This is a genomic window from Cupriavidus nantongensis, assembly GCF_001598055.1.
Taxonomy (GTDB): Bacteria; Pseudomonadota; Gammaproteobacteria; order Burkholderiales; family Burkholderiaceae; genus Cupriavidus; species Cupriavidus nantongensis.
In genome coordinates, this window is sequence record NZ_CP014844.1 from 1,474,026 (window position 1) to 1,486,758 (window position 12,733).

Here is a 12,733-nt window from a genome sequence, read left to right on the forward strand (position 1 = left end):
CCGGCGGCAAGGGCGGCAGGTAGAATCGCGCCTCCATGCCACCTTGCCAAGCCTTGATCCGATGAAGCCATACGCCATCCTGATGTGTTGCATGGGGAATATCTGCCGTTCCCCCACGGCCGAGGGCGTGCTGCGCGCCAAGCTCGATGCCGCCGGCCTGGCGGCGCTGGTGGAGCTGGATTCGGCCGGCACCCATGAATACCACCTCGGCCGCGCTCCCGATCCGCGCACCCAGCGCCATGCGCTGCAGCGCGGCTATGACCTGTCGGCGCTGCGCGCGCGCAAGGTCGGCGTGCCGGACTTCGACCGCTTCGACCTGATCCTGGCGATGGACCGCGAGAACCTGGCCGGCCTGCTGAAACTGCGCCCGGATGCCGGCGACAAGGTGCGGCTGCTGATGAGCTTCGCCACCCGCCACGATGCCGACGAGGTGCCGGACCCGTATTACGGCGAAGGCGACGGCTTCGAGCGCGTGCTCGACTACATCGAGGATGCCTGCGACGGCCTGGTGGCCGAGCTGCGCCAGCGCCTGCAGCATCCGGCCGGCTGAGCCGGCCCGCTCCCAGCCTACCTGACCCCGCCGCGGCGTCCCGCGCCCGCGGCCGGTGGCTCGATCCTGACAAGAATCCATGCTTCGCAAACTGTTCCGCAAATGGCGCGAGTCGCGCAATGCCAGCCTGCAGCTCGACGCCATCCTGGCCGCGGCCGATCCGGAGGCGCCGCTGGCCGAGCGCAACGGCTGGCTGATCGAACTGGCCTTCTGGATCCGCCGTGACGGCGGCCTCGGCGCCGATGCCGACAGCCAGCAAGACGGCGCGCCGCGCCGCCATCCGGAGCACGTGCGCCTGCGCTACCTGCTGCAGGTGCTGGAGCGGCATCCGGACTGGGCCGCGCGCTTTGCGCAGACGGTGCGCAGCCTGCTGCGCGAGAACGATCCCACCGGCCTGTTCTGCGATACCGGCGTGGCGCAGCATCCCGGCTTCTTCAGCGAGATGGTGAGCCGGCTGCAGAGCCGCTTCCTGCCGCCGCCGCCGAACCGCAGCGACATGGCGGCGCTGTTTGCGCTGGTGTTCGTCGGCGACGACGATGCCGACTGGGTCGAGGCCATCGACGATGCGCTGATGGCGCGGCTGGCGCGCGTGCTGGAAAGCGGCCGCGCCGACGGCGCGGCGCCGGGCCTGGCGCGCTATCGCGAGGCGCTGGGCCAGACCCTGGCCACCAGCATCGCGGTGCTGGTCAGCCAGGTGCGCGCCACCGGGCTGAGCCAGGCGATCCGCTCGCGCCTGGCGGGGCGGGTCGAGGACACCCCGTTCTTTCGCCTGGACGAGGCCATCCAGGCCCTGCGCGAGGACGGCCTGCGCCGCGACGACGACAGCTTCGGCCATCGCCTGAACTACTTCCGCGCGCTGCTCGACGGTTGCCACGCCGCCGCCCGCCATGTCTACGAAGACCTGGAGGAAAACGGCGTGTCGGTCGAGGTGGTGTTCCAGATCGAGCGCATGAAGGTGCAGCTCAGCCGCATCGAGCTGCTGCTGGCGGCGTGGGTCGAGCCGGGCCGTCCCGGCATGCCGGCGCACCTGGTGGCCGAGCTGATCCGCTCGACCCAGGCGCGGCGCAGCATTGCGCATCTCGCCGGCACCTCGTTCGCCCAGCTGGCGCGCAAGGTGGTGGAGCGCTCGGCCGAGACCGGCGAGCACTACATCACGCGCGACCGCCGCGAATATGCCGAGCTGGTGCGCGCCGCGGCGGGTGGCGGCCTGGTCTCGGTGGCCACGGTGTACCTGAAGTTCCTGATCTACGGGCTGCACCTGGACAAGTTCAGCGAAGGCGTGCTGGCGTCGCTCAACTATGCCGGCAGCTTCCTCGCCATCCATTTCGCCCACTTCACGCTGGCGACCAAGCAGCCAGCCATGACCGGGCCGGCGCTGGCGCACCGGCTCGATAACGCGGGGCGGCCGGAGGGGCGCGAGATCTTCGTCGACGACACCGTTGCCATGATCCGCTCCAACGCGGCGGCCATTGCCGGCAACCTGGCGGTGGTGTTCCCGGTGGCGCTGGGCGTGCAGTGGCTGGCGCACCGGCTGCTGGGCACCAACCTGATCACGCCGGCCAAGGCGATCGCCACCATCGAATCGTTCTCGATCCTGGGGCCGACGCCGCTGTACGCCGCCTTCACCGGCGTGCTGCTGTGGCTGTCGAGCCTGTTCGCGGGCTGGGCCGACAACTGGTTTGCGCTGCACCGCGTGCACGACGTGATGGCCTACCACCGCCGCCTGCAGTACGTGCTGGGCGCGCACGGCGCCACCCGGGTGGCGGACTTCTGCAAACGCAACCTGTCGGGCATCGTCGCCAACGTGTCGCTGGGGTTGCTGCTGGGGCTGGGGCCGGAGATCCTGAGCTTCTTCGGTCCGCATATGGAAGTGCGCCATGTGACGCTGTCGACCGGGTCGGTGGGCGCGGCGCTCGGCGTGCTGGGGTGGGATGCGCTGCGCATGCCGGCGCTGTGGCTGGCGGTGGCGGGCATTGCACTGATGGGCATGCTCAACGTGGCGGTCAGCTTTGCGCTGGCATTCAATATGGCGCTGCGGTCACGCAATTTGCGGCGCATCGATCGCGCCGAGCTGAGCGCGGCCGTGCGGCGGCGCATCCTGAAACACCCGCTGTCGCTGCTGGTGCCGCCGCGCGCGGCACCCGCGCACGCGGCTGCAGGCGGGCGCCAGGCCTGAGGGGAAGGGTGGGGCGGGAAGTGGTGCGGTGCGGCAGGGGTAGTTGACTGAATTAGTCGGGTACCTTTATACTTGACGGAAACGATCAAGTATTAGCTTCACCCCCACGCATCACCCCAGAGCCCTGCACCATGAGACTGACCACCAAAGGCCGCTTCGCGGTCACTGCGATGATCGACCTGGCGATGCGCCAGGACCAGGGACCGGTCACGCTCGCCGGCATCAGCCAGCGGCAGAAAATCTCGCTGTCGTACCTGGAGCAGCTGTTCGGCAAGCTGCGCCGGCACGAGATCGTCGAAAGCGTGCGCGGCCCGGGCGGCGGCTACAGCCTGGCGCGCAAGGCCGAGGACGTCACCGTGGCGGACATCATCATCGCCGTGGACGAGCCGCTGGATGCCACCCAGTGCGGCGGCAAGGGCAATTGTAACGGAGATGACGGCTCGGGGCGCTGCATGACCCACGAACTGTGGGCCACGCTGAACCAGAAGATGGTCGAGTACCTCGATTCCGTTTCCCTCAAGAACCTGGTGGACCAGCAGCGCGAGCGCCAGCCCGCCGTGCTGCACGACATGCGCGAAGACGCCGCGCAGCCGGTCGCCGCCGCCGCGCGCGGCAAGGCCGACAAGCAGGAAAAACCGGTCCGGGCCAGGATGGTGAATTCAGTTTTCAGCCTGGCGCAGTCCTGAGCGCGCCGGCAAGACAGCAACACAGCGCAGCAACACAGCGATCAGCGGTCCCTTACAAGGCAGTCATAACGATGAGCACCCCACATTTCCCCATCTACATGGATTACTCGGCCACCACGCCGGTGGACCCGCGCGTGGCGGACAAGATGATTCCGTACCTGCGCGAGCAGTTCGGCAATCCCGCGTCGCGCAGCCATGCGTACGGCTGGGAAGCGGAACGCGCGGTGGAAGAGGCGCGCGAGCAGGTGGCCGCACTGGTCGGCGCCGACCCGCGCGAAATCGTGTGGACCTCGGGGGCGACCGAGTCGGACAACCTGGCGATCAAGGGCGCCGCCAACTTCTATTCTGGCAAGGGCAAGCACATCATCACCGTGAAGACCGAGCACAAGGCCGTGCTCGACACCACGCGCGAGCTGGAACGCCAGGGCTTTGAAGTGACCTACCTGGACGTGAAGGACAACGGCCTGCTCGACATGGAGGTGTTCAAGCAGGCGCTGCGCCCGGACACCATCCTGGTGTCGGTGATGCTGGTCAACAACGAGATCGGCGTGATCCAGGACGTCGAGCAGATCGGCGAGATCTGCCGCGAGAAGGGCATCATCTTCCATTGCGACGCCGCGCAGGCGACCGGCAAGGTGGCGATCGACCTGGGCAAGCTGAAGTGCGACCTGATGTCGTTCTCGGCCCACAAGACCTACGGCCCCAAGGGCATCGGCGCGCTGTACGTGCGCCGCAAGCCGCGCGTGCGCATCGAGGCGCAGATGCACGGCGGCGGCCATGAGCGCGGCATGCGCTCGGGCACGCTGGCCACGCACCAGATCGTCGGCATGGGCGAAGCCTTCCGCATCGCCCGCGAAGAGATGGCGACCGAGAACGAGCGCATCCGCATGCTGCGCGACCGCCTGTGGAACGGCCTGTCGGACATGGAAGAGGTCTACCTGAACGGTGACCTGGAGCACCGCGTGCCGCACAACCTGAACGTCAGCTTCAACTTCGTCGAAGGCGAGTCGCTGATCATGGCGATCAAGGACGTGGCGGTGTCGTCGGGCTCGGCCTGCACCTCGGCCTCGCTGGAGCCGTCGTATGTGCTGCGCGCGCTGGGCCGCAACGACGAACTGGCGCACAGCTCGATCCGCTTCACGGTCGGCCGCTTCACCACCGAGCAGGAGATCGACTACACCGTCGAGCTGCTCAAGAGCAAGATCGGCAAGCTGCGCGACCTGTCGCCGCTGTGGGAAATGTTCAAGGACGGCGTCGACCTGAATTCGATCCAGTGGGCCGCGCACTGAGCCCCCGCCGGATCCCGCGAAAATAACAGCAAGACCCCCGTAAAAGATACGCAAGAGGTAAGCCAAATGTCATACAGCACGAAGGTTCTCGACCACTATGAAAACCCCCGCAACGTCGGCTCGTTCGACAAGAACGACGATGCGGTCGGCACCGGCATGGTCGGCGCCCCGGCTTGCGGCGACGTGATGAAGCTGCAGATCAAGGTCAACGAGGCTGGCGTGATCGAAGACGCCAAGTTCAAGACCTACGGCTGCGGCTCGGCCATCGCTTCGTCGTCGCTGGTGACCGAATGGGTCAAGGGCAAGACCGTGGACCAGGCGCTGGAGATCAAGAACACCCAGATCGCCGAGGAACTGGCGCTGCCGCCGGTGAAGATCCACTGCTCGATCCTGGCCGAAGACGCGATCAAGGCCGCCGTCGAAGACTACAAGAAGAAGCACGGCGCCGAGCAGAAGGCCGCCTGACCTGTCGCACTGACCACGGCACCGACGAAGGAACGCAACGATGATCACCATGACCGAGAAGGCCGCCAAGCATGTGGCGCGCTATCTGGAACGCCGCGGCAAGGGCGTGGGCCTGCGCCTGGGCGTGAAGACCACCGGCTGCTCGGGCCTGGCCTACAAGCTGGAATACGTCGACGAACTGCTGCCGGAAGACAACGTGTTCGAATCGCACGGGATCAAGGTCATCGTCGATGCCAAGAGCCTGCCGTATATCGACGGCACCGAACTCGACTACGCGCGCGAAGGGTTGAACGAAGGCTTCCGCTTCAACAACCCTAACGTCAAGGACGAGTGCGGCTGCGGCGAGTCGTTCACGGTCTGACGCCAGCGGGCGCGGGCTGACGCGGTCGGTTCCGGTGGAGCGCAGCATCGTCGGCTTCCGCCGGGACGAGGAAGGCCACTGGGTGGCCGAACTCGACTGCGGCCATGGCCAGCATGTGCGGCACGATCCGCCATGGCAGTCGCGGCCGTGGACACAGAGCGAGGCGGGCCGCGCCGCCATGATCGGCACGCGGGTGAATTGCCTGAAGTGCGACCGCAACGAGCCGCCGGCCACGTGGGCCAGCCAGCCCGCGCGGTAGTGCGTGGCAGCACGGACGAAGGGCGGCGCGGCCGCTCTTTTTTCTTGGGGAAGCAGTTGAAAGACGATTTTTTTGCGCTGTTCGGCCTGCCGGTGCAGTACGGCGTCGACGAGGCCGCGCTGGACGCGGCGTACCGCACCGTACAGTCGCAGGCGCATCCGGACCGCTTTGCCAAGGCCGGCGATGCCGAGCGCCGCGTGGCGATGCAGTGGGCCGCGCATGCCAACGAAGCCTACCGCACGCTGCGCCAGCCGCTGCGGCGCGCGACCTACCTGCTCAGGCTGCGCGGCGTCGACGTGCAGGCGGAGAACAACACCGCGATGTCGCCCGCGTTCCTGATGCAGCAGATGGAATGGCGCGAGGCGCTGCAGGACGCGGTGGAAGCGCGCGACGTGGACCGCCTCGATGCGCTGCTGCGCGAGCTGCGCCAGGAAAAGCGCGAACGCCACGCAGCGCTGGGCGCGCTGCTCGATGCCGGCGACAACGACGCGGCCGGCGGCGCGGTGCGGCAACTGATGTTTATCGAGAAGATCGAGCACGATACCAGCGAGGCCATCGACCGGCTGGAAGACTGACCGGCAAGATCGCCGGGGCCATGACACAATGGCGCCCGGCCTGAAAACCGCACGCATGCCGCCCCGCATGGCGGTTTCCCCTGCCGTACAAGACAGCGAAGAATTACCATGGCACTGCTCCAGATTTCCGAACCCGGCATGTCGCCGGCGCCCCACCAACGCCGTCTCGCCGTCGGCATCGACCTCGGCACCACCAACTCGCTGGTGGCCGCGGTACGCAGCAGCATTCCCGAAGTGCTGGCCGACGAGCGCGGCCGCGCGCTGCTGCCGTCGGTGGTGCGCTACCTGCCTGACCGTACCGCGCATATCGGCTACCGGGCCCAGGAAGAAGCGGTGCGCGACCCGAAGAACACCATCGTCTCGGTCAAGCGCTTCATGGGCCGCGGCCTGCGCGACGTCGCCAATATCGAGCACAGCCCGTACGACTTCGTCGATGCGCCCGGCATGGTGCAGATCAAGACCGCGGCCGGCGTGAAGAGCCCGGTCGAGATCTCGGCCGAGATCCTGGCCACGCTGCGTCAGCGCGCCGAAGACAGCCTCGGCGATGACCTGGTCGGCGCCGTCATCACGGTGCCGGCGTATTTCGACGAGGCCCAGCGCCAGGCGACCAAGGACGCCGCGCGCCTGGCCGGGCTGGAAGTGCTGCGCCTGCTCAACGAGCCCACCGCCGCGGCCATTGCCTATGGCCTCGACAATGCCGCCGAAGGCATCTACGCCGTCTATGACCTCGGCGGCGGCACCTTCGATATCTCGGTGCTCAAGCTGACCCAGGGCGTGTTCGAGGTGATGGCCACCGGCGGCGACTCCGCGCTGGGCGGCGATGACTTCGACCAGCGCCTGCTGTGCTGGATCGTCGAGCAGGCCGGCCTGCAGCCGCTGTCGGCGCAGGACATGCGCCTGCTGATGGTGCGTGCGCGCGCCGCCAAGGAGGCACTGTCGGAAGCGGACAGCACCGTGATCGACGCGGTGCTGGAATCCGGCGAGATCGTGCACCTGACGCTGACCGACGAGACCTTCGAGCAGATCACCGCCCACCTGGTGCAGAAGACGCTGGCGCCGGTGCGCAAGGCGCTGCGCGACGCCGGCGTGACGCCCGAAGACGTCAAGGGCGTGGTGCTGGTCGGCGGCGCCACGCGCATGCCGTCGATCCGCAAGGCGGTGGGCGACTTCTTCGGCCAGACTCCGCTGACCAACCTCGACCCGGACCGCGTGGTGGCGCTGGGCGCGGCGATGCAGGCCAACCTGCTGGCCGGCAACCATGCTCCCGGCGAGGACTGGCTGCTGCTCGACGTGATCCCGCTGTCGCTGGGCGTCGAGACCATGGGCGGCCTGGTCGAGAAGATCATCCCGCGCAACAGCACCATCCCGGTGGCGCGCGCGCAGGAATTCACCACCTTCAAGGACGGCCAGACCGCGATGGCGATCCACGTGCTGCAGGGCGAGCGCGAGCTGGCCAGCGACTGCCGTTCGCTGGCGCGCTTCGAGCTGCGCGGCATCCCGCCGATGGTGGCGGGTGCGGCGCGCATCCGCGTGACCTACCAGGTCGATGCCGACGGGCTGCTGTCGGTAACCGCGCGCGAAACGCACTCGGGCGTGGAAGCCTCGGTGACGGTCAAGCCGTCGTACGGGCTGGCCGACGACGATATCGCGCGCATGCTGCAGGACAGCTTCCGCGAGGCCGAGCACGACATGAAGAGCCGCGCGCTGGCCGAGGAACGCGTGGAAGCTGACCGCCTGGTCGAGGCCACGCAGCGTGCGCTGGAAACCGACGGCGACCTGCTGTCCGCCGACGAGCGCGCCGCGGTGGAAGCGCTGATGGCGACGGTGCGCGAGATCGCTGCCGGCGAAGACCATCTCGCCATCCGCGCCGCAGTGGAAAAGCTCTCGCACGGTACCGACGAATTTGCGGCGCGCCGCATGGACCGCTCGATCAAAAGCGCACTGGCGGGGCGCAAGGTGCAGGAGCTGGGCTGATCACCGCGCCTTGCACCGCACTACAGAACCCAGGAAACGACATGCCACAGATCATTGTTTTGCCCCACGTCGAATACTGCCCGGAAGGGAAGGTGATCGAGGCCGAGAAGGGTGTCAGCGTGCTGGACTCGCTGCTCGCCAACGGCATCGAGCTCGAGCACGCGTGCGAGAAGTCCTGTGCCTGCACCACGTGCCACGTGATCGTGCGCGAGGGCTTCGACTCGCTCAACGAGGCCGAGGAGAAGGAAGAGGATCTGCTCGACAAGGCCTGGGGCCTGGAGCCCAATTCGCGCCTGTCGTGCCAGGCCATCGTCGACGAGGAAGACCTGACCGTCGAGATTCCCAAGTACACCATCAACCACGCCAAGGAAGGCCACTGAGCGGCCGGCACAGACCTCAGCGGAGAACAAGCCCATGAAGTGGACCGATACCTACGCCATCGCCGAAGCCCTGTACGACAAGTACCCGGATGTCGATCCGGCCGGCGTGCGCTTTACCGACCTGCACCGCTGGGTGCTGGAACTCGACGGCTTTGCCGACGACCCGGCGCGCTCGGGCGAGAAGATCCTGGAAGCGATCCAGCAGGCGTGGATCGAGGAAGCGGAATGAATTCCTGATATCAGGAAGAAGCAAAAAGGCCGGCTTGATGCCGGCCTTTTTGCTTTGGAACCGAGCGATGCGAAATGATCGATCGCCCGATTGCCATCAGTCCTCCCGCCGCAGATGCGGGAACAGGATCACGTCACGGATATTCGGGCTGTCCGTCAGCAGCATCACCAGCCGGTCGATACCGATGCCGCAGCCGCCCGTCGGCGGCATGCCATATTCCAGCGCGCGGATATAGTCGGCGTCGAAGTACATCGCCTCCTCGTCGCCGGCGTCCTTCTGCTCGACCTGCTTGCGGAAGCGGTCGGCCTGGTCCTCGGCGTCGTTCAGCTCGGAGAAGCCGTTGGCAATCTCGCGGCCGGTGATGAACAGCTCGAAGCGCTCGGTGATGCCCGGCACCGTGTCCGACGCGCGTGCCAGCGGCGAGACCTCGACCGGGTAATCGACGATAAAGGTCGGCTCCCACAGCTGGCTCTCGGCGGTTTCCTCGAACAGCACCAGCTGCAGCGTGCCCAGGCCGGCATTGAGGAACTGCGGCGCGTTGGTGTTGACGCCGAACTTCTTCAGCTCGGTGCGCAGGAACTCGGCATCGGCCAGCTGCGCGTCGGTGTACTGCGGCGCGAACTTCTGGATCGCCTGGCAGATGGTCAGGCGGTGGAACGGCTTCGACAGGTCCAGCTCGCGGTCCTGGTAGGTCAGCACCGCGCTGCCGCGCGCGTCGATCGCGGCCTTGCGGATCAGGTCCTCGGTGAAGTCCATCAGCCAGCGGTAGTCGGTGTACGCCGCGTAGAACTCCATCATGGTGAACTCGGGGTTGTGGCGCGGGCTCACCCCCTCGTTGCGGAAGTTGCGGTTGATCTCGAACACGCGCTCGAAGCCGCCGACGATCAGGCGCTTCAGGTACAGCTCGGGCGCGATGCGCAGGAACATCTGCATGTCGAGCGCGTTGTGGTGCGTGATGAAGGGCTTGGCCGCGGCGCCGCCCGGGATCGGGTGCAGCATCGGCGTTTCGACTTCCATGAAGCCGGCATCGGCCATATGGCGGCGCAGCGACGAGATCGCGTCGGTGCGTGCGCGGAAGGTGTTGCGCGTTTCCGGCGACACGATCAGGTCGACATAGCGCTGGCGGTACTTCATTTCCTGGTCGGCCAGGCCGTGGAACTTGTCCGGCAGCGGGCGCAGCGACTTGGACAGCAGGCGCAGCTCGCGCACCTGCACCGACAGCTCGCCCTTGTTTGTGCGGAACAGCTCGCCGCGCGCGCTGATGATGTCGCCCAGGTCCCAGTGCTTGAAGGCCGCGTAGACCTCTTCGCCGACCTTGTCGCGGGTGATGTAGAACTGGATCTGGCCGCTGCCGTCCTGCACCGTGGCAAAGCTGGCCTTGCCCATCACGCGCTTGAGCATCATGCGCCCGGCGATGGCGACCTCGACCGGCGCGGCCTCGAGCGTGGCCTGCTCGGTGTCGGCGTACTGTGCCTGCAGCGCGGCGGCCTGGTGGGTGGGGCGGAAATCGTTGGGGAAGGCCACGCCTTGCTGGCGCAACGCGGCCAGTTTCTCGCGCCGCTCCGCGATGATCTTGTTTTCGTCGACGGCGGGCGTGTCGGCGGCGGCCTTGGTCTGCGCCTGGGCCTGGGCGCGGTTCGGTTCGGTCATGATGTCGTGTCGGTCGCGCGCCGGGCAGCGCGCGGGTTCAGTATGGCTTCAGTGTTGCGGCTTCAGTAGTTGCGGAGATCGTCCAGCTCGGTGCTGCCGAAATCCGGGCGGTGCAGGTAGGCGACGATGCGGCCGGCGGTTTCCTCGGCCGAGGCAAGCTGCTGGTTGGCCTTGAGCTCGCGGAAGCGCTGCACCTGGGCAAAATCGGCATTGCGGATGGTCGCCTGCATGCCGGTATCGATCACGCCCGGTGCCAGCGCCACCGCGCGCACGGTGCGCGGCGCCTTGGCCTGGGCGTATTCGGCATTGACCGAGCGCATGAACATGTCGAGCCCGGCCTTGCCGGCGCAGTAGGCACTCCAGCCTTCGATCGGGCGCCGTGCCGCGCCGGAGGAAATCGCCAGCACCTTGCGCGGGCAGCCGAATTTCTCGGTGCGCTCGAGGAACGCCGCGGTCATGGTCATCGGCGCCGCCAGGTTGGTCAGCAGGTGCGGCACCAGCGATTTTTCCTGCAGCGCCGCGACCGGCCCGATCGGCTCGACCACGCCGGCGTTCAGGATCAGCGTGGCGCTGGTCGGCGGCAGGTCGAGCGTGTCGAGCACGCTGGCCAGCCAGGTGGCCGCGGGGCCGGCCTGCGCCAGGTCCTGCAGGTGCCAGGCCACCGGCACGCCGCTGAGCGTGGCGATGCGTTCGAGCTCGGTGTTGCGGCTGCGCGCGACGCAGATCAGGCGGTTGCCCGGCACCAGCAGGGCGTTGGTCAGTGCCGCGCCCAGCCCGCGCGAGGCGCCGGTGATGATGTACAGGTGATTGGCTTCGCTCATGGTGCCCCGGTCGGAAAGGCCGTCGTGCCGGCATGGCGCGGGCGGCGGTACAGCGATGGATGGGTTGCTGTGCCGCCGCCGGCCGGCGGCGGGTACGGTCTTGCAGTCGCCTTAAAGTCCCTGCTTGAGGCTGGCCTCGATGAACGGGTCCAGGTCGCCGTCCAGCACCTTCTGGGTGTTGGACATTTCCACGTTGGTGCGCAGGTCCTTGATGCGGCTCTGGTCCAGCACGTAGGAGCGGATCTGGTGGCCCCAGCCCACGTCGGTCTTGCCGGCCTCGAGCTTATCGGCCTCGGCCTGGCGCTTGCGCATCTCGTGCTCGTACAGGCGCGACTTCAGCATCGACATGGCTTCGGCGCGGTTGCGGTGCTGCGAGCGGTCGTTCTGGCACTGCACCACAATGCCGGTCGGGATGTGCGTGATACGCACGGCCGAATCGGTCTTGTTGATGTGCTGGCCGCCCGCGCCCGAGGCGCGGTAAGTATCCACGCGCAGGTCCGCCGGGTTGATCTCGACCTCGAACGAGTCGTCCACCTCGGGGTAGACGAACACCGACGAGAACGACGTATGGCGCCCGCCCGACGAATCGAACGGCGACTTGCGCACCAGGCGGTGTACGCCGGTTTCGGTGCGCAGGTAGCCGAAGGCGTATTCGCCCTCGATCTTGATGGTCGCGCTCTTGATGCCGGCGACGTCGCCTTCGGACTCTTCCAGCACCTCGGCCTTGAAGCCCTTGCGCTCGCAGTACTTCAGGTACTGGCGCAGCAACATCGAGGCCCAGTCGCACGCTTCGGTGCCGCCGGCGCCGGCCTGGATGTCGATAAAGGCGTTGGCCTGGTCCATCTCGCCGGCGAACATGCGGCGGAATTCCATGTCCGCCACCACCGCCTCGAAGCCCTTGACGTCGGCCTCGATCGACTCGAGGGTATCGTCGTCGCCTTCTTCCCTGGCGAGTTCGAACAGCTCTTCGGCACCGACGAGGTCATCGGTGAGCTTGCCCAGGACGCCGACCACGCCCTCGAGCATCTTCTTTTCCTTGCCGAGGTCCTGGGCCCGCTTGGGGTTGTTCCAGACGTCGGGGTCTTCCAGCAGGCCGTTGACTTCGTCCAGCCTTCCTACTTTGACATCGTAGTCAAAGATACCCCCGTAGATCTTCCGTCCGGGAACGGAGATCGGAGATGGCACCGGAGATGGCGTTGAGGCGTTCTGCTTCCATGATGTTCCTGCGCTTCGAAAACCTCGAATTATAGCGGATCGGCGCGCCGGATCGGGCGCGGTTCCGCGAGGTCTGGGGCGTCGCGGCGGCGCCGCGAACCGA

General features: G+C 67.2%; 14 protein-coding genes. 11 read left to right on the top strand and 3 right to left on the bottom strand.

Features of this window, described 5'->3' with window-relative positions; all coding sequences use genetic code 11:
* Positions 1-61 precede the first annotated feature (61 nt).
* From A2G96_RS06800 to iscX, 11 genes are all read left to right on the top strand, one after another.
* Positions 62-550, top strand: coding sequence for a low molecular weight protein-tyrosine-phosphatase (locus A2G96_RS06800; RefSeq protein ID WP_062797960.1), 489 nt, complete (start codon positions 62-64; stop codon positions 548-550).
* Between the two features lie 79 nt (positions 551-629).
* Entirely contained in the window at positions 630-2,726 is a 2,097-nt protein-coding gene (locus tag A2G96_RS06805) for a site-specific recombinase (RefSeq protein ID WP_062797963.1), read from the top strand.
* A gap of 131 nt (positions 2,727-2,857) precedes the next feature.
* On the top strand, positions 2,858-3,412 hold the full coding sequence (gene iscR, locus A2G96_RS06810; RefSeq protein WP_011614910.1) for a Fe-S cluster assembly transcriptional regulator IscR: 555 nt from the start codon (positions 2,858-2,860) through the stop codon (positions 3,410-3,412).
* Between the two features lie 65 nt (positions 3,413-3,477).
* Positions 3,478-4,701 carry an IscS subfamily cysteine desulfurase gene (locus tag A2G96_RS06815; RefSeq protein ID WP_269465678.1) on the top strand — a complete coding sequence of 408 codons (1,224 nt, stop codon included), beginning with the start codon at positions 3,478-3,480 and terminating at the stop codon, positions 4,699-4,701.
* Between the two features lie 66 nt (positions 4,702-4,767).
* On the top strand, positions 4,768-5,166 hold the full coding sequence (gene iscU, locus A2G96_RS06820) for a Fe-S cluster assembly scaffold IscU (protein ID WP_010809025.1): 399 nt from the start codon (positions 4,768-4,770) through the stop codon (positions 5,164-5,166).
* A gap of 40 nt (positions 5,167-5,206) precedes the next feature.
* Positions 5,207-5,527 carry an iron-sulfur cluster assembly protein IscA gene (gene iscA / locus A2G96_RS06825; RefSeq protein ID WP_012352433.1) on the top strand — a complete coding sequence of 107 codons (321 nt, stop codon included), beginning with the start codon at positions 5,207-5,209 and terminating at the stop codon, positions 5,525-5,527.
* A gap of 34 nt (positions 5,528-5,561) precedes the next feature.
* Positions 5,562-5,786: a DUF3565 domain-containing protein gene (locus tag A2G96_RS06830; RefSeq protein WP_062797967.1), complete on the top strand. Its 225-nt coding sequence runs from the start codon at positions 5,562-5,564 to the stop codon at positions 5,784-5,786.
* A 56-nt stretch (positions 5,787-5,842) separates the two neighbouring features.
* The gene (gene hscB, locus A2G96_RS06835; RefSeq protein WP_062797969.1) at positions 5,843-6,361 is read left to right on the top strand and encodes a Fe-S protein assembly co-chaperone HscB; all 519 of its coding nucleotides are present in this window, start codon (positions 5,843-5,845) and stop codon (positions 6,359-6,361) included.
* A gap of 108 nt (positions 6,362-6,469) precedes the next feature.
* Complete coding sequence (gene hscA, locus A2G96_RS06840; protein WP_062797971.1) at positions 6,470-8,335, top strand: Fe-S protein assembly chaperone HscA; 1,866 nt, start codon at positions 6,470-6,472, stop codon at positions 8,333-8,335.
* A 41-nt stretch (positions 8,336-8,376) separates the two neighbouring features.
* Positions 8,377-8,715: an ISC system 2Fe-2S type ferredoxin gene (gene fdx, locus A2G96_RS06845; RefSeq protein WP_062797973.1), complete on the top strand. Its 339-nt coding sequence runs from the start codon at positions 8,377-8,379 to the stop codon at positions 8,713-8,715.
* A gap of 34 nt (positions 8,716-8,749) precedes the next feature.
* Positions 8,750-8,944 carry a Fe-S cluster assembly protein IscX gene (iscX, locus tag A2G96_RS06850; protein ID WP_062797976.1) on the top strand — a complete coding sequence of 65 codons (195 nt, stop codon included), beginning with the start codon at positions 8,750-8,752 and terminating at the stop codon, positions 8,942-8,944.
* 96 nt (positions 8,945-9,040) lie between these two features.
* Here iscX and lysS read toward each other — a convergent pair whose 3' ends face one another.
* From lysS to prfB, 3 genes are all read right to left on the bottom strand, one after another.
* On the bottom strand, positions 9,041-10,594 hold the full coding sequence (lysS, locus tag A2G96_RS06855) for a lysine--tRNA ligase (RefSeq protein WP_062797979.1): 1,554 nt from the start codon (positions 10,592-10,594) through the stop codon (positions 9,041-9,043).
* Positions 10,595-10,656: 62 nt separating this feature from the next.
* A complete protein-coding gene (locus A2G96_RS06860; protein WP_062797982.1) occupies positions 10,657-11,415 on the bottom strand; it encodes an SDR family oxidoreductase in 759 nt (252 codons plus the stop codon).
* 111 nt (positions 11,416-11,526) lie between these two features.
* A protein-coding gene (gene prfB, locus A2G96_RS33075; protein WP_150124062.1) for a peptide chain release factor 2 occupies positions 11,527-12,631 on the bottom strand; the annotation gives its coding sequence in 2 pieces (ribosomal slippage) (positions 11,527-12,549 and positions 12,551-12,631; 1,104 coding nt in all).
* Between the last annotated feature and the right edge of the window lie 102 nt (positions 12,632-12,733).